The following is a 17,665-nucleotide window of genomic DNA, read 5'->3' on the forward strand; positions in this document are numbered from 1 at the left end:
AATGATAGTAAGTTAAGCCCGGCTAAATTATGGCAATTTATTCTGCTGGACACTTTTTTACGGGCTTCTACACTTAATTTACTTTTCGTTTTGTTTTGACTTTACTTTTCCGGGCAGGCCGGTGCCTGTAATGCATCAATAATTCATCATCACGGAAGCAGGATATCCACCGCTATGGATTTTTACTTTTCCCGTTTTGAAAATCGCAGGCCGCCTGAACCGCTTAAAACACCGCGCTGGGTGATGATGACCTGGCAGGTATTAGCGGTAGCGGCGCTTATTCTGGGCGGCAATTATATTTACTGGCGCTGGACTGCCTCTCTGAATACCGATGCGCTGTGGTACGCCGTGCCGCTGGTGCTGGCGGAAACTTTCGCCTGGATCGGCACAGTATTATTTACCATCAATATCTGGAAAGAAGAGGATCCGCCGCAGAACCCGCCGCCCGCGGAGATCAACGACTGCCTGCTGGCTGAAGACGCGGTGGAGCAGCGGCCGGTAAAAGTGGATCTGTTCATCGCCACCTATTCTGAGGACGTCGAGCTGGTCAGGCTGTCCATCCGCGATGCGATGAAAATGCAGTACCCCTTTCCGATGGATTATCAGGTGCATGTGCTGGACGACGGACGGCGGCCGGAGATGAAAGCCGTCTGCGATGAAGAAGGTGTCAATTACATCACCCGTCAGACCAATATCGGTTATAAGGCCGGCAATCTGCGTAACGGCCTTGAGCAAACCGACGGCGATTTTATTGTTATCTGCGATGCGGACACGCGGGTCTTCCCGACGCTGCTCAGCCATACGCTGGGCTATTTCCGCGATCCGGATGTCGCCTGGGTGCAGACGCCGCAGTGGTTTTACGACCTGCCGGAAGGGGAAAGCCTGGCGCGCTGGCTGGGGCGTAAAGCGGGCAAGCCTGGCTACGGCCTCGGCTGGCTGGCGCAAAAAATCGTCGGCCCGGTGACCATTGGCCGGGATCCTTTCTTTAACGATCCGCGCATGTTTTATGACGTGATCCTGCGGCGGCGTAACTGGGCTAACGCCGCTTTCTGCTGCGGCGCGGCGTCCATTCATCGCCGCGAAGCGGTGATGCAGGCGGCGTTACGCAGCTATGTATGGACGGTGGAAGAAGAGATTTCCCGCCACACCCGCGACATCCGCGATCCCGCCACGCGCGAAGCCTTGCAGGATGCCATGCGCCCGCACGTCGCCTTTGATACAGAGCTGACGCCCTATAAATTTCACGTCTCGGAAGATATTTACACCTCCATCCTGCTGCACGGCGATGCGGCGCGCAACTGGCGCTCCGTGATGCATCCGCGCATCGAATCCAAAATGCTCTCGCCGCAGGATATGCTGACGTGGATGATCCAGCGCTTTAAATACGCCGCCGGATCGCTGGATATTCTCTTCCATGACAACATCTTCAGCCGTCGCCGCTTTAAGCTGTCGCTGCCGCAAACGCTGATGTATGCCACCACCTTCTGGTCTTACATGGCCTGCGTGTGGAATACGGTATTTCTGATCTCGCCGATTATTTATCTGTTCACCGGCATTCCGCCGGTTTCCGCCTGGTCAACGCCCTTTTACCTGCACTTTTTACCTTTTTTCATTTTCTCGGAGCTGGCCTTTATGTTTGGCACCTGGGGGATTTCCGCCTGGGATGGCCGCGCCTCTTACCTCTCCTTCTTTTCCATGAACTTACGGGCGCTGGATACCGTGCTGCGCGGCGAGCAGATCAAATTCCACGTAACGCCGAAAGAGCGGCAGACCGGCCGTTTTCTCTATCTGGTGAAACCGCAGATCGCCATCGTGGTGTTAACCCTGGCGGGGCTGATCTGGGGCGGGATCCAGGTGGCGCGCGGCCAGGTGGATGACCCTTCCGGCTACGTGATCAATATTTTCTGGGGCGCGGTGAATATCGCCGCCATGTTGCCCCTGATCCTCGCCGCCATATGGACACCTGCTGAAGAGGAAGCCAGCCAATGAGAACGCGTGACGCCCTGCTTTCCGCCCGCAGCTATCTCACCATCCTGCTGGGTTTTCTGCTCGGGTTTGCCATTGTGGTATGGGTGGAGCACCAGATGCCCTCGCGCGTTGAAAGCAGCGGCGGGCTGAGTCTCAGCAAGGATTTTCCGCCGCTGCCCGCCTCCCGCGAGCTGACCTTTGATGAGGCGATCTGGGCGCGGGTGGCCTGGCAGTATTACGTCAACAACACCCAGCCTAATGGCCTGGCGAACGCCCACGATCGCGAACCCTGGTTCAGCCTGTGGAGTACCGGCAGCTACCTGTTTGCCCTGAGCGCGGCAAAACAGCTTAACATTCTGACTGCCGCCGAGTTTGACGAGCGCGTTACTGCCGCCCTCTTTACCCTCGGTCAGTTGCCGCTGAATCCGCAGGGCGTGCCCGCCGCTTATTACCACGCCGACACGCTGAAAATGCTGGGAAAACCGGATACCTCCGCCATCGGCATGGGACGATTGCTGAACGCCCTGCAAACGCTGCTGTGGCGCTATCCCCAGCACGCCCCCGCCATTCGCGATCTCTTTAACCAGTGGAACACCGGAGCGATGGTGATCACCAGCACCGCCACCCAGGCCGCCGCGCCGCTGCATCACTGGGCGCTGAACACCGACGAGCCGCGCAACAGCTACGGCTACCGGCTGTATGCCAGCCACACGCTGCGGCTGATCGACAGCGCCGCCGGGCTGGCGGTAACGAATCCGCCGGAAGGACAGCAGATGATCGACATCGATGGCGTGATGGTGCCGGACGAAGGGCTGCGCACCCCCTGGGGCAAACAGCCGTCGCTCATTAGCCTGCCCTATCTGTTAACCGGCCTCGAACTGGGCTTTGACGCGCAAAGCGCGGAAATCACCTGGCGCATTATGCAAATTCAGCAGCGCCGCAACAGCCTGCGGGTGCGTAAACCGCCCATCAGTACCGATTATGCCGAGCCTGCGCCGGACTACGTGAACGATCTGCCGGATCGCCAGCCGTTGCAAAACAGCGCCCTGCTCGATGCCACCCCGGAGCAGACTGCCATCACCTCCACCCGCTCCGCCTTTGCCTGGTATGCCCTGTTCCGCAACAGCTGGAGCGAGGCGTTACGCCAGCAGGTGCAGCCGTTACAGGTACCCGGCAAAGGCTGGCAGCGCGGCCTGAATCTGAATAACAGCGTGAATAAAGTGATTGACGCCGATACCAATGCGGTGGTCCTTGAAAGCCTGGCGTACATCGCCCACGGCCAGATGCTGTGCCTGGCCTGTTTTAACGACGCATCCCGATCCACTTCTTCAGCAGGAGCTACGCCATGAAGCTGAAATGCTTGTTCTTTTTCCCACTTTTGGCCGGATTGGTGGCGTTCTGGCTGGCGATCTCGGGCGCAAGGGCGGCTACTGAATTGCCTGCTTCCGGCTACGATCCCCGCAGCGGCGAGCTGAGCGCGCGGGAAATGGCCATCGCGAAAAACGCCTGGCAATATTTCGTCTCCAACTATCAGCCCACCACCGGGCTGGTGAACGCGGTAAACAAATACCCGTCCACCACCATGTGGGACAGCGCGTCTTATATGGCGGCGATGACCGCAGCCCGCGAGCTGGGGATTATTGATAAGGCGGAATTCGATCGGCGCATGATCAAATTGCTTGCCACGCTGAATAAACTGGTGCTGTTCCGTGATGAACTCCCTAACAAGGCCTACAACACCATCAGCGGGCAGAAGGTGAACTACCAGAACAAACCCGGCGAGATCGGCTTTTCAGCGCTGGACATTGGCAGGATGCTGATCTGGTTGAGGGTCATCAAAGAGCGTTATCCGGAATATGGCAACAGCGTGGATAATATCGTGCTGGGCTGGGACTTCAGCCATGCCGTGGATCCCTGCGGCATGTTATACGGCGCTTATCTGGAAAACGGCCAGCCCAAATATGTTCAGGAAGGACGTCTGGGCTATGAGGAATATGGCGCGGCGGGCTTCCGTTTATGGGGATTCAGCACCTGCCAGGCGAGCCGACCGGAACCCTATGAGCTGGCAGAAATTTACTGCGTGCTGGTGCCGTACGATTCACGCGATCCCCGTCGTACCAGTCAACATAACTATGTGGTAACCGAATCCTACCTGCTTTACGGCCTGGAGTTTGGTTTCGATAACCCGACGGATCGCGATAACAGCCCGCGCGATTATTCCCTCGCGTGGATGAAAGACTTCGCCGACCGTGTCTATCAGGCGCAGGAGAACCGCTACGCCATTACCGGCATTTTAACCGCCCGTTCGGAGCATCAGCTCGATAAATCGCCGTACTTTGTCTACGACACCGTATTCAGCGATGGCTTTAACTGGAACACCATAACCGATAAAGGACAATATGTTCCTAATACCGCTGCGGTGTCGCTAAAAGCGGCCCTCGGCATGTGGGCGCTATGGGATTCGCCTTACACGGATCGGTTACTCACCACCATTGAAAACGCCAACGAAGAGGGCAAAGGCTATTACGAAGGGCTGTATGAAAACGGCGACGGCCCGATTAAAGAGTTCACCGCCAACAATAACGGCATCATGCTGGAGGCGCTGCTGTTCAAAAAAGAGGGCAAGCTGCTGCAATTTAACAGCGATAACCCGAAAGATCGCCAGTTCGCGCCCTCCCTGTGGGAGAAGAAACTTGTCGATCAGTTTGAGGAGAACAACACCAAACGGAATCGTCCGTTCCTGGAGAGTACCCCGGCGGTGAAAACCTGGTGCGAACAGACCGGCACCAGCCAGCGCACTAAACCTGCGTGCCAGGCCTGCCAGTGCTCCTCCTGTAAGGCGGATGAGCCCGTGAAACTTCCTCCGGTGACGGCGCAATGTTTAAAACCCTGAGCCGCTGGCTGGCGGGAATTTTGATTGTCCTGCTTATCGCCTTTGCGCTTTTTAGTCGCGACGGGGCGGGATGGCGCTGGCTGACGAAAGGCGGCTGGCATAGCAGCGCGCGTATTGACCGTCTGACGCCGCAGGAGCAGGAGTGGGCGGGCATCGCCTGGCGCTATTTCGTCAATAACACCCAGCCGCAGACCGGGCTGGTCAACGGCAGCGATAAACAACCCCGCGTCACCCTGTGGCAGATGGGCGACACGCTGATCGCCCTGCTGGCTGCCCGCGAGCTGGATCTGATTAAGGAGGATGAGTTTGATGCCCGTCTGACGCGGCTGCTTGGCACCCTTAATCGCCTGATGCTCAGCGAGCAGCGTACGCCGGGCCGACTTTATTCCACCCAGAGCGCCACTCTTATCGACTTCAGCGGAAAACCGGTAAAAAGCGGCTGGTCCGCCAGAGATATGGCGCGCCTGATGCTGGCGCTGCGCCTCACCGCCGAGCGCGCGCCGCAGTATCGCGAGTATCTGGATAAAATTATCCTGCGCTGGAATTTCTGTCCGGTGATGGATAAAGAGGGCGAACTCTGGTCCTCGTCGCTGCAAAACGGCCAGCCGGTGGTGCGCGAAGAATTGCGGCTGGGGGAAAGTGAATATGCCGCCAGCGCGTTCCGCCTGTGGGGCTTCCCGGTCGGCAAAGCGTTCACTCCGCCATCGCGCAACGTCATCATCTACCAGCGCAGCCTCGCCGTTGACGCCCGGGATCCCCGTACCACCTGGCAGCCGTCGCTCATTACCACCCTGCCCTATATGCTGCCGGGGCTGGAATTCGGCTGGGAACCGCCGGGCCTGCCGTCTGAGTTCCAGAGTACCCTGCGCACGCGGGCCGAGCGGGTATGGCTCACCCAGAAATCACGCTGGGAAACAGACAAAGTGCTGACCGCCCGCGCCGATTTTTCACTCAGCCAGGCGCCCTGGCATGTCGAAGATACCGTGTGGGGTAACGGCTACGCCTGGAATACCCTGGGGGACGATGGCCGGGACTATCCGCGGCTGTCGCAGGTTTCGACCAAAGCGGTCTTTACCCTCTGGACGCTGTGGGACACCGAATATACCGACGCGCTGATGGCGGTGACCCGTCATCTTAACGATCCGCAAAAGGGCTGGTTTGAAGGCCGCGTCGAGGCCACCGGCGACATCAATAAATCCCTTACGCTCTCCACTAATGCCATGGTGCTGGAAGCGCTGCTCTATAAACACAATGCCGGGCCGCTGTTTAAACATGGCCTGATGGAGCAGGACAGCTACTTCTCACGCCGTCTGGCGGATGAATTTAACCCGCCCGGACTGTGCCTGCCGGGTGAACGTGCTGCGAGGGCCGCGCCATGAAGTTTTACCGCGATCTCTTTGAGGCGAGCCTCAACCGGGTGATCCCTGAAAACGATAAAAAGAGTTTTTTTCAGGCCTTTTACGACGCTTTCAAACACATGACGCCCGAGACGGAGCTGCACTTCTCCCGCCAGCCCGATGAGGAAGGGCCGCAGATGATGTACAAAACGTTTTTCGCCATGCTCGCCGTGGACGGCGTGCTGTTTGTACCGGATTTTCTCGAACGCCTCGCCCGCGAGCAAAGTCACGACGGCCTGCGTCTGCCGCCGCGCTTTTTTGCCCTCTGGCGCGAGGCGATGCTGAACACCGTTCACCTTCGGGATCCCGAGTGTGACGACGAGATCCTCACCGCCTGGGCGATGGCGATTGCGCCGGGGCTGGAGTATCTGCGCCGTCAGGCAGAGCTGCACTACCGGGCACAGGAGGTATGATGAACGCATCGTCCTGCTTCGATCTGAATGCGCTGCCGGTGGCGGTGATGATCTATGATTCTGCCGAACGACTGCAGGCCTGGAATGATAAGGTCACGCAGCTTTATCCGGTGATCGGCCCATGGCTTACCGCCGGTGCCACGCTGGAAGAGCTTGCCGAAAAATTTATCGATGCGGTGTACAACATCGACCCCGCCAAACGCCAGAGCCTGCGTGAAACCATTATCCGCAACTGCCGCCAGAAATATCATTATGAAGTGCGCCAGTCCGGGCAGCGGCAGTTATATGTGCAGCATCAGCGCCTGCCGGATGGCGGCATCGTCAGCCTGCACAGCGACATTACCCAGCTGGATCAGGCCCGCCGTTCCCGCCACCAGCTGCATGAAGATTTTTTACTGACCGCCGAGTCGATCCAGATCGGCATCTGGGACTGGCAGGTATCGCAGGATAACCTGCAGGTCAACGATACCCTGCTGGCGATGGTCGGGCAGTCCCGGGGGCAGTGGCAGCATCCGGTGCGTTTTCTGCTGAATCTGGTGCATGAGGAGGATCGCGCCACCCTGCGCCAGGCGCTGGCCTCCTCGAAAAAAGATCATATGCCCGTCTTCGAGTGCGAGATCCGTGTACGTCATCCCGACCAGGGATGGCGCTGGATGCTGCTGTCCGGCCAGGTGGTGACCATGACCATCGATCGTGAAGCGGAGCGGGTTATCGGCACGCTTCAGGATATTACCCGGCGTAAAGAAGCCGAGCTGCTCGCCATTGAAGCGGCAAAAGTCGCGCGCGAGGCGAACGAGGCGAAAAGCGCCTTTCTCGCCAATATGAGCCATGAGATCCGCACGCCGATGAACGGCATTTTAGGCATGACCCAGCTCTGCCTGGACACGCCGCTGACGGCGGATCAGCGGGAGTATCTTTCGCTGGTGATGAGCTCGGCCCAGTCGCTGTTGCATATCATCAACGACATTCTCGACTTCTCTAAAATCGAAGCGGGCAAGGTGGTGCTGGACGAAGCGCCGGTGGAAATTCGCCCGTTCGTCCAGTCGCTGATCCGCCCGCATATGCCCGCCGCCAGCGAAAAAAGCATCGAACTGCTGGTGGATATTGCCCCTACGGTGCCGGAAGTGCTGATGGCGGACGGTACCCGGCTGCGGCAGATCCTCACCAATTTACTGGGTAACGCGCTGAAATTTACCCCGCAGGGGGAAGTGCTGCTGGCCATCGAGCCTGCCGACAGCGCAGGTCACTGGCGCTTCCGGGTGCGCGACAGCGGCATCGGCATTCCGCCGGACAAGCAGAAAGCCATTTTTGAAGCCTTCAGCCAGGCCGATAGCTCAACCACCCGTCGCTATGGCGGCACCGGGCTGGGGCTGACCATCTCCGCCAGGCTGGTGAAGATCATGGGCGGTGAGCTGTCGGTCACCAGTGAACCCGGCGCGGGCAGCGAGTTTGCCTTCACCATTCCGCTCACCAGTCAGCAGGCCTCAACCGCCAGCCGCTCAACCCTGGCGCGCTTTAACGGCGAACGGGTACTGGTAGTGGATGATAACAGCACCAACCTGCGCCTGCTTGATACCATGCTCAGCCTGATGGGGCTGCAACCCACCTGCGTGAATAACGCCGCCGACGCCCTGCGACTGGCGGCGTCGGGAACGCCCTGGCCGCTGATCCTGCTGGATGCGCAGATGCCGGATATGGACGGCGTCTCCCTGGCGCTGGAGCTGTCGGTGCTGCCGCAGACCAGCCACAGCCATATCATTATGCTCAGCTCAATGAGCCGCCATTTCGACGCCAAAATGCTCAAACGCATCGGCATCTCGCACTATTTACACAAACCGGTTGCCCAGCATGAACTGCATCAGGTGATCGCCAGCGTGCTTGCGCCGGTGCCGCCTGCGGAGGAGACACCGCCGCCGCCCGCCCCACAGGCCGCGCCTGAAACCGCGCGCCAGGGGCTGCACGTATTGCTCGCGGAAGATAATCTCGTTAACCAGAAAGTTGCCCGGCGGCTGCTGGAGCGGCTCGGGCATGAGTGCGAGGTGGTGAATAACGGTCGTGAAGCGCTGGAACGCTGGCGCGCGGCCCGCTGGGATGTGCTGCTCATAGATTTACAGATGCCGGAGATGGACGGCGAAACCGCCATCCGCCTGCTGCGGGAAGAGCAGCAGACGCATCAGCCTGCCATCGCCATGACCGCTCACGCCATGCAGGGGGACAAAGAGCGCTGCCTGGCGATGGGCTTTGACGGCTATATCGCCAAACCCGTCACCCAGGACGCGTTGCAGGATGAGATCCTGCGTGTCTGCCGCCCGCCGGAACAGGGGCTGCCGGACGAGGCCCGCCTGCTGAAGCAGTGCGCCGACGATGCGGAGCTGGTGGACGAGTTATTAGCTCTGTTCCGCGAGGGACTGGATGAGGCGCTGGCAGCGATTGTACAGGCCATGAACAGCCATGACCGCGACGGCCTGCGCCGGGCTGCCCATAAACTGCGCGGCGAAGCCATGGCGCTGGATTTCGGGCATCTCACGCAACTGCTGCAACAGCTGGAAAGCGATGCGCAGACGCTGGATGAAGACGAACTGAAAACCCTGCGGGATGGCCTGTACGCCGAGGCCAGTCGCATTATGGCGTGGCTGCAACGCCGGGCGCAGGAGGTAAAAAATGGTGCGTAAGATCATGCTGTTGCTGGTCGCCCTCGTCCCGCTGGCCCGGGCGACCACGGTGCCTGTGACCTGGTCCCTCGCCGGACAGTGGCAGGTGCATGACGCCAATGACAGCGCTTTTGATGGCACCACCGCCTCCACCGCGGGCTGGCGGGCGCTAAAGGTTCCGGCTAACTGGTACAGCGCCGGGTACGATCATCAGGGGGCGCTGATGTACCGCCATGCCTTCACCCTGCCCGCGCAGCCTGCGGATACCATGGCCACGCTGGTGTTTGACGGCGTCGATTACTTTGCGGATGTGACGCTCAATGGTCAGGCGCTGACCCGTCATGAAGGCTATTTCCAGCGCTTCGCGGTGGATGTCACTAAATCACTGCGTCGTCATAATAAGCTGGCGGTAAAAGTGGATAGCCCGTTCGAAGATCCGAAGAAAATCTGGCCGCTGCATAAAGCCTTGATGAAGGGCGTGCTTAATCAGCACGATAGTCGGCCAGGCGGCGCCTGGTCGCCGGAGGGGCAGGATGCCAACTCAGGGGGTATCTGGGCACCGGTGAGACTGCATCTCAGCAGGGGCGCAACTATTGATGAAATCATCCTGCGCCCGGACTGGCGTCAGGGGCTGGACAATCCCGCGTTGCAGGCGACGATCCGCTACCGTGCCCTTGAAGGCGGCAGCGCCACACTGCGCCTGAACGCGGCTCCTGCTAATTTTAACGGCCAGCGCTTTCAGCAGGAATTTCCTGTCACCTTGGAGAAAACGGACGGCAGCGCCCGTACGCTGAATGTGGATCTGCCGATGAAAGCCGCAAAACTCTGGTGGCCGAAAGGCTCCGGCAAACCGCATTTATATCGGTTGCGCGCCTCGCTGACGGATAGCCAGGGGCTCATGGATACCGCCGTCACGCGCACCGGCCTGCGCAAAGTGGAAGAACAGCCGGAGAATAAAGGCTGGCTTATCAATGGTAAGCGGTTATTTATCAAGGGAACTAACTATATAGGCTCGCCGTGGCTCAGCACCATGACGCGGGAAAAATACCGCCGGGATTTCCAGCTGGTGGAGGAGATGAACGCCAACGCCATCCGCGTTCACGGTCATGTGGCGGGCCGCGGGCTGTATGAGGTGGCGGACGAGATGGGGCTGATGATCTGGCAGGATGTGCCGCTGCAATGGGGCTACGACGACAGCGCCGCCTTTGCCGACAACGCGGTACGCCAGACGCGGGAAATGGTGGAGCAGTTCGGCAACTCGCCTGCCATTATCGTCTGGGGCGGCCATAACGAACCGCCGTGGAACTCGCCGTGGATGGAAAAACGCTTCCCCGACTGGCATAAGGATTTAAACCGCGCCCTGACGGATAAAGTGGCGGATGCGCTGGCGACCGATAACTCGCGCATCGTGCACCGCTTCTCTGCGGTGGAAGAGCATTACTGGGCCGGATGGTATTTCGGCACCATCCGCGATCTGCTTGGCCCGGCCAAAACCGCCATTATTACTGAATTCGGCGCGCAGGCGCTGCCGCGGCTGTCGACCCTGAAGACCATTATTCCGCCAGAAGTGCGCTGGCCGAAAACCACCGCCGCCGACGATCCCGGCTGGACGCGCTGGAAATACCACAACTTCCAGCCTTTTCAGACCTTTAAGTTCGCCAAAATCCCGCGCGGCGATAATTTGCAGCAGATGATCGCCAATACGCAGGCCTATCAGGCGCAGCTGGTCACCACGGCGGCGGAGAGTTACCGCCGGCAGCGTTACCAGCCGGTAACCGCGCTGTTCCATTTTATGTTTGTCGAGACCTGGCCTTCCATCAACTGGGGCGTGGTGGACTATCTGCGCAAACCGAAAGCGGGCTATTACGCGCTGCAAAAAGCCTATCAGCCGCTGCTGCCGTCCATTGAACCTGTGACCGCCCAGTGGCAGCCCGGACAACCCGCCACCGTTGGCCTGTGGGCGATCAACGATACCTGGTCTGCCTGCGATCAGTGCCAACTGAAATGGCAGGTGAAGCAGAACAAGCGCGTGCTGGATAAGGGTGAAACCACCCTGACGCTTCCAGCCGATTCCGGGCAAAAGGTGCAGGAACTGACGGTGACGCCTGCGGATAAACAGGACGTGGAGATCAATTTCTGGATCGAAGACAGGCACGGGAAAAAGGTCGGGGAGAATCAGTTGAGGGTGCAGCCGGGGGTGATGAAAGAATAAATCTGGAGCGGGCGAAGGGAATCGAACCCTCGTATAGAGCTTGGGAAGCTCTCGTTCTACCATTGAACTACGCCCGCTTTGAGGTGCGTAGGGCATTATAAACCTTACGCACCGTCTGGCAAGCCGCATGGCGGCTAACCGGCGATATATTAATCGCTTAGCATTTAGGCGGACTGCCCTGCGGCGGCAGATAACGCGCCGGATCGATTGCCGTGGCGCGATAACGCAGCTGGAAGTGCAGCCGCACCGAGTCGGCATCGGTGCTGCCCATGGTGGCAATCTTCTGGCCGATCTTCACGCTCTGGCCGTTATTCACCAGCAGCGAATCATTATGGGCATAGGCCGTAATATAGTCTTCGCTGTGCTTGATCATAATCAGATTGCCGTAACCGCGCAGCTGGTTGCCGACGTACACCACTTTACCGGCACCGGCGGCGTATACCGGCTGTCCGCGCGTACCGGCAATATCCAGCCCCTTGTTACCGCCATCGGCGGAGGAGTACGGCAGGATAATTTTACCGTTCGTCGGCCAGCGCCAGCAGCGTTGACCCACCGGCGGCCAGGAGGCTAAGGGCACGGAAGCTGACGGTCTGGCGGACGCGGTTTTGCCGCCCTTACCCGAGCCGCCGGATTTGCCGCCGCTGTTAACCCGCAGACGCTGGCCGATTTCAATAGTGTAAGGCGGGGAAATCCCGTTCAGGCGCGCCAGCTCTTTGACGCTGGTACCGGTCATGCGCGAAATTTTAGATAAGGTGTCGCCACGCTTAACGGTGTAAGTCTCGCCGTCGGCGGCGTTTTTCGATGAGCATGCCGCCAGCAACAGGCTGAACGCCAGGCAGATAAGAAGTCGACACGGATTTTTCATCAGGCGTCCTGCAATCAAAACACTTCCCCGGAACAAATGAGCATGACTGCATATCATAGCAGCCACAGCCGCGATGCAAAATGCATTAGCGTCTATTACCCAATTCGCTGAATAAATGTCGCTGGTCGTGCCAGATTAAGCGCGCCAGAGCAAAACGTTTTATTGACCCTCACGTATAATAGAGCCGTTATTCTGGCTGGATTGAGAGTGGATAAAGATTATGTTGCAGGAACATGTGATTTTACTTGATGAGCAGGGCATGGCGGCCGGGACGCAGGAAAAATATGCCGCGCACCATGCCGAAACGCCCCTGCATCTCGCCTTCTCCAGCTGGCTGTTCAATGGGCGTGGCGAGTGCCTGCTTACCCGCCGCTCCCTGCACAAAAAAGCCTGGCCGGGCGTATGGACCAACTCGGTATGCGGGCATCCGCAAAGCGGGGAAGATTTTACCGCCGCGGTGATCCGTCGCTGCCAGTTTGAAGTCGGCGCGACCGTCGCCGCCATTGCGCCGGTGTATCCGGAATTCCGCTACTGCGAAACCGATCCTTCAGGCATTGTCGAAAATGAAATTTGCCCGGTGTTTGCCGCGCGCGTCACCACACCGCTGGCGGTGAATGCCGATGAAGTGATGGATCATCAGTGGGTAACACTGGAAGCGCTGTTCTGCGCCGTGGATGCCACGCCCTGGGCGTTCAGTCCGTGGATGGTGCAGCAGGTCGCCCGGCCCGAGGTGCGGGAACGGCTGCGCGTTTTCGCCGCCGCATAAAAAAAGCCCCGGCATCGCTGCCAGGGCTTGTTCGCGTTGCGTGTGATTATTTAACCGGACGCATGGCCGGGAAGAGGATCACGTCGCGGATGGTATGACGGTTGGTGAACAGCATCACCATACGGTCAATACCAATGCCCAGACCCGCAGTCGGCGGCAGACCGTGCTCCAGCGCGGTGACGTAATCTTCGTCAAAGAACATGGCTTCGTCGTCGCCCGCCGCTTTCGCGTCAACCTGATCCTGGAAGCGTTTAGCCTGATCCTGCGCATCGTTCAGCTCGCTAAAGCCGTTACCGATTTCACGTCCGCCGATGAAGAACTCAAAGCGGTCGGTGATTTCCGGGTTCTCATCATTACGACGCGCCAGCGGAGAGACTTCAGCCGGGTATTCAGTAATGAAGGTCGGCTGGATCAGATGCGCTTCGGCGGTCTCTTCGAAGATCTCGGTCACGATGCGGCCCAGACCCCAGCTCTTCTCAACTTTGATGCCCAGGCTTTCGGCGATGGCTTTCGCGCTGTCGAAGTTATCCAGATCTGCCAGATCCGTTTCCGGACGGTATTTCTTGATCGCTTCGCGCATGGTCAGTTTTTCGAACGGCTTACCGAAGTCAAACGTCTGGTCGTCGTACGGCACTTTGGTGCTGCCCAGAATATCCTGCGCCAGGGTGCGGAACAGGGATTCGGTCAGCTCGATCAGATCTTTGTAATCCGCATACGCCATATAGAGTTCCATCATGGTGAACTCTGGATTGTGACGTACGGAGATGCCTTCGTTACGGAAGTTACGGTTGATTTCGAACACGCGATCGAAGCCGCCAACCACCAGGCGCTTGAGGTACAGTTCCGGCGCGATACGCAGGTACATGTCCAGATCCAGCGCATTGTGATGGGTCACAAACGGACGCGCAGACGCGCCGCCCGGGATGACCTGCATCATCGGGGTTTCCACTTCCATAAAGTCGCGGCTTACCATGAACTGGCGAATACCGGCCATGATCTGCGAGCGAATTTTAAAGGTGTTGCGGGATTCTTCGTTAGCGATGAGATCCAGGTAGCGCTGACGATAGCGCGCTTCCTGGTCCTGCAGGCCGTGGAATTTGTCCGGCAGCGGGCGCAGGGCTTTGGTCAGCAGACGCAGCTCGGTGCAGTGAATGGACAGCTCGCCGGTTTTTGTCTTAAACAGCTTGCCGCGCGCGCCGAGGATGTCACCGAGATCCCACTTTTTGAACTGCTCGTTGTAGACGCCTTCAGCCAGATCGTCACGGGAGACGTACAGCTGGATGCGACCGCCAACGTCCTGCAGGGTGACGAACGAGGCTTTACCCATTACGCGGCGGGTCATCATACGGCCAGCCACGGCGACTTCGATACCGAGCGATTCCAGCTCTTCGTTCTCTTTGTCGTCGTAGGCGGCATGCAGCTGGTCAGAGGTATGATCGCGACGGAAATCGTTCGGGAACGCAACACCCTGCTCACGCAGTTGTGCCAGCTTTTCGCGGCGAGCTTTCAGTTCATTGTTCAGATCAACTACGGTTTCAGCGCCCTGTGCTTGTTGTTCAGACATGTTGGTTCCTCATAGCCCTGCTTTCAAACTTGCTTCAATAAATTGGTCCAGACTGCCATCCAGCACCGCCTGCGTGTTACGGGTTTCAACACCGGTACGCAGGTCTTTGATGCGGGAGTCGTCCAGCACATAAGAACGGATCTGGCTGCCCCAGCCGATGTCGGACTTGTTGTCTTCCATCGCCTGTTTCTCAGCGTTTTTCTTCTGCATTTCCAGTTCATAAAGCTTCGCTTTCATCTGCTTCATGGCCTGGTCTTTGTTCTTATGCTGAGAGCGGTCGTTCTGGCACTGCGTGACGGTATTGGTCGGGATGTGCGTAATACGCACCGCCGATTCCGTACGGTTAACGTGCTGACCGCCCGCACCGGAGGCACGGTAAACGTCGATACGCAGGTCCGCCGGGTTGATTTCAATATCAATATCGTCATCCACTTCCGGGTAAACGAACGCGGAGCTGAACGACGTATGGCGACGACCGCCAGAGTCGAACGGGCTCTTACGCACCAGGCGGTGAACGCCGGTTTCGGTACGCAGCCAGCCGTAAGCGTAATCGCCGGAAATCTTGATGGTCACGGATTTAAGACCCGCCACTTCACCTTCGGATTCTTCGATAATTTCGGTTTTGAAGCCGCGGGCTTCGGCCCAGCGTAGATACATACGGGTCAGCATGCTCGCCCAGTCCTGGGCTTCTGTGCCGCCGGAACCGGCCTGGATATCCAGGTAGCAGTCGGCGCTGTCGTATTCCCCGGAGAACATACGGCGGAATTCAAGCTGCGCCAGCTTCTCTTCCAGCCCGTCCAGCTCAGCCACGGCTTCGTTAAAGGTTTCTTCGTCGTCGGCTTCCACGGCCAGCTCAAGCAGGCCAGCGACGTCTTCCAGACCCTGGCGCATTTGATCCAGGGTTTCGACGATGGCTTCGAGGGAGGAACGCTCTTTACCCAGCGCCTGTGCGCGTTCAGGTTCGTTCCAGACGTCCGACTGTTCCAGCTCGGCGTTTACTTCTTCCAGACGCTCTTTCTTGGCATCGTAGTCAAAGATACCCCCTAAGAACGTCCGAGCGCTCCGTGAGGTCCTGAATGCGGTTTTTTACCGGATTGATTTCAAACATGGTCTGTTTTCTTTTATTGGACTTGTCAAAATGCGGTTATAAGAGCGGAATTCTACCGGAATTACGCCCTGTTTTATAGCGAATACTGGCGCTAAATTGGCCAGATGTCGTCGATAATCAGCTGAACGCTGCGATTGCCGCGAAACTCATTTACATCCAGTTTATAGGCGAGGCTTACTTCCCGCACGCCGTTATCCGGCCAGATGCTGGTGTCGACGTTAAAGGCGATGCCGTCCAGCAGCGGACCGCCGCCGACCGGCTCCACCATCACTTTCAGATGGCGTTCGCCAACGATGCGCTGCTGCAACAGGCGAAAACGTCCGTCGAACAGCGGCTCCGGGAACATCTGCCCCCATGGCCCGGCATCACGCAGCATTTCGGCGACGCCAAGCGTCATCTCCTGCGCGTCCAGCGGGCCGTCGGAGACGATCTCCCCCTGTAACAGCGCCGGATCCAGCCATTCGGTCACCAGCGCGCCAAAGCGCTGCTGGAACTCGTCGAAGCGCGCCACTTCCAGCGACAGCCCGGCCGCCATCGCGTGGCCGCCGAATTTGAGCATCATGCCCGGATAGAGCGTATCAAGCCGCTCCAGCGCATCGCGCATATGCAGCCCCTGGATAGAGCGACCCGAACCTTTCAGCAGGCCCTCACCCGCAGGGGCAAAGGCGATCACCGGGCGGTTAAAGCGTTCTTTCAGGCGGGAGGCGAGAATCCCCACCACGCCCTGATGCCATTCGGGGTGATACATTGCCAGCCCGCCGGGAAGGGCTTCGCTGCTGCGCTCCAGCTTTTCGCACAGCGCCAGCGCTTCCGCCTGCATCCCCTGTTCAATCTCTTTGCGCGTCTGGTTTAACGCATCCAGTTCGCTGGCCAGCACGCGGGCTTCGCCAACGTTATCGCACAGCAGCAATGCCACGCCGACCGACATGTCATCCAGTCGTCCGGCGGCGTTCAGGCGCGGACCGAGAGCAAAGCCCAGATCGCTGGCTGCAAGTTTTTGCGCGTCGCGGTTAGCGATTTCCAGCAGCGCTTTAATACCGGGACGGCACCTGCCCGCGCGGATCCGGCTTAAGCCCTGCCAGGTAAGAATACGGTTGTTGGTATCCAGGGGCACCACGTCGGCTACCGTACCCAGCGCCACCAGATCCAGCAGCTCGGCCAGATTGGGGATCGCTATCCCCTGCGCCTCAAACCAGCCCTGATCGCGCAGATGGGTGCGCAGCGCCAGCATCAGGTAAAAGGCCACCCCGACGCCCGCCAGCGATTTCGACGGGAAGGCGCAGTCGCGCAGATTCGGGTTAACGATGGCTTCTGCATCTGGCAGCGTGTCGCCGGGCAGATGGTGATCGGTCACCAGCACCGGAATACCCAGTTCATGGGCGCGCTCCACGCCCGCATGGGACGAGATGCCGTTATCCACGGTGAGGATCAGCTGCGCGCCACGGGCATGGGCCTGATCGACCACTTCCGGGCTTAAACCATAACCGTCGTCAAAGCGGTTCGGCACCAGATAGGCGACATTCGGACAGCCCATCGACTGCATCGCCAGCACGCTCAGCGCGGTGCTGGTAGCGCCATCGGCATCAAAATCGCCGACCACCATAATGCGCAGCCCCTGCTTAAACGCCTGATACAGATGCTCCGCTGCCTTCTCCACGCCGCTCAGTTGCTGCCAGGGCAGCATCCCTTTTACGCCGCGCTCCAGCTCCGCAGGCGATACCACGCCACGGCTGGCATACAGACGGCGTAACAGGGGCGGCAGGTTATCCGGCAGATTTGCCGCTGGATCCGGCTCGCGGCGGCGAAGTTGTCTCTGAAGTTTCACGAA

12 protein-coding genes and 1 tRNA gene are annotated in these 17,665 nt (G+C 58.9%); 8 read left to right on the plus strand and 5 right to left on the minus strand.

Translation table 11 applies throughout. From position 1 onward, the window contains the following. The first annotated feature begins 174 nt into the window (after positions 1–174). The 7 genes from ACQUTD_RS01315 to ACQUTD_RS01345 are packed head-to-tail and all read left to right on the plus strand — an operon-like array spanning position 175 to position 11,534. Positions 175–1,989, plus strand: coding sequence for a glycosyltransferase (locus ACQUTD_RS01315; RefSeq protein WP_473274669.1), 1,815 nt, complete (start codon positions 175–177; stop codon positions 1,987–1,989). Next, complete coding sequence (locus tag ACQUTD_RS01320) at positions 1,986–3,317, plus strand: DUF3131 domain-containing protein (RefSeq protein ID WP_473274665.1); 1,332 nt, start codon at positions 1,986–1,988, stop codon at positions 3,315–3,317. Before ACQUTD_RS01315 ends, ACQUTD_RS01320 begins: the two co-directional genes overlap by 4 nt. Further along, a complete protein-coding gene (locus ACQUTD_RS01325) occupies positions 3,314–4,861 on the plus strand; it encodes a DUF3131 domain-containing protein (RefSeq protein ID WP_473274664.1) in 1,548 nt (515 codons plus the stop codon). Before ACQUTD_RS01320 ends, ACQUTD_RS01325 begins: the two co-directional genes overlap by 4 nt. Further along, positions 4,846–6,240, plus strand: coding sequence for a DUF3131 domain-containing protein (locus ACQUTD_RS01330; protein ID WP_473274662.1), 1,395 nt, complete (start codon positions 4,846–4,848; stop codon positions 6,238–6,240). The genes ACQUTD_RS01325 and ACQUTD_RS01330 overlap by 16 nt, the downstream gene beginning before the upstream one ends. After that, the gene (locus ACQUTD_RS01335) at positions 6,237–6,671 is read left to right on the plus strand and encodes a globin (protein WP_072569850.1); all 435 of its coding nucleotides are present in this window, start codon (positions 6,237–6,239) and stop codon (positions 6,669–6,671) included. Before ACQUTD_RS01330 ends, ACQUTD_RS01335 begins: the two co-directional genes overlap by 4 nt. Beyond that, a complete protein-coding gene (locus ACQUTD_RS01340; RefSeq protein WP_473274697.1) occupies positions 6,671–9,343 on the plus strand; it encodes a response regulator in 2,673 nt (890 codons plus the stop codon). The genes ACQUTD_RS01335 and ACQUTD_RS01340 overlap by 1 nt, the downstream gene beginning before the upstream one ends. Continuing rightward, positions 9,333–11,534, plus strand: a complete 2,202-nt coding sequence (locus ACQUTD_RS01345) for a glycosyl hydrolase 2 galactose-binding domain-containing protein (RefSeq protein WP_473274661.1) — start codon at positions 9,333–9,335, stop codon at positions 11,532–11,534. The genes ACQUTD_RS01340 and ACQUTD_RS01345 overlap by 11 nt, the downstream gene beginning before the upstream one ends. A 3-nt stretch (positions 11,535–11,537) precedes the next feature. On the opposite strand, the gene ACQUTD_RS01350 is transcribed toward ACQUTD_RS01345, so the two are convergent. Beyond that, a tRNA-Gly gene (locus ACQUTD_RS01350) sits at positions 11,538–11,611 on the minus strand. A gap of 80 nt (positions 11,612–11,691) precedes the next feature. Next, the gene (gene actS / locus ACQUTD_RS01355; RefSeq protein WP_199775941.1) at positions 11,692–12,456 is read right to left on the minus strand and encodes an amidase activator ActS; all 765 of its coding nucleotides are present in this window, start codon (positions 12,454–12,456) and stop codon (positions 11,692–11,694) included. A 160-nt stretch (positions 12,457–12,616) separates the two neighbouring features. Here actS and idi point away from each other — a divergent pair, with 160 nt between their 5' ends. Further along, the gene (gene idi, locus ACQUTD_RS01360; protein ID WP_473274696.1) at positions 12,617–13,165 is read left to right on the plus strand and encodes an isopentenyl-diphosphate Delta-isomerase; all 549 of its coding nucleotides are present in this window, start codon (positions 12,617–12,619) and stop codon (positions 13,163–13,165) included. 46 nt (positions 13,166–13,211) lie between these two features. Here the strand turns inward: idi and lysS are convergent, their stop codons facing one another. The 3 genes from lysS to recJ form a co-directional block, all read right to left on the minus strand. Next, entirely contained in the window at positions 13,212–14,729 is a 1,518-nt protein-coding gene (gene lysS, locus ACQUTD_RS01365) for a lysine--tRNA ligase (RefSeq protein WP_473274658.1), read from the minus strand. A gap of 9 nt (positions 14,730–14,738) precedes the next feature. Beyond that, positions 14,739–15,837 (minus strand): peptide chain release factor 2 gene (prfB, locus tag ACQUTD_RS01370; RefSeq protein ID WP_099458802.1). Its coding sequence is split into 2 segments (ribosomal slippage): positions 14,739–15,761 and positions 15,763–15,837, totalling 1,098 coding nucleotides; the frame shifts between segments, so codons are not numbered across the junction. A 91-nt stretch (positions 15,838–15,928) separates the two neighbouring features. Further along, positions 15,929–17,662 (minus strand): single-stranded-DNA-specific exonuclease RecJ, encoded by a 1,734-nt coding sequence (gene recJ, locus ACQUTD_RS01375; protein WP_473274655.1) that lies wholly within the window; start codon positions 17,660–17,662, stop codon positions 15,929–15,931. Positions 17,663–17,665 lie beyond the last annotated feature (3 nt).

Source organism: Enterobacter sp. K510 (assembly GCF_055804875.1).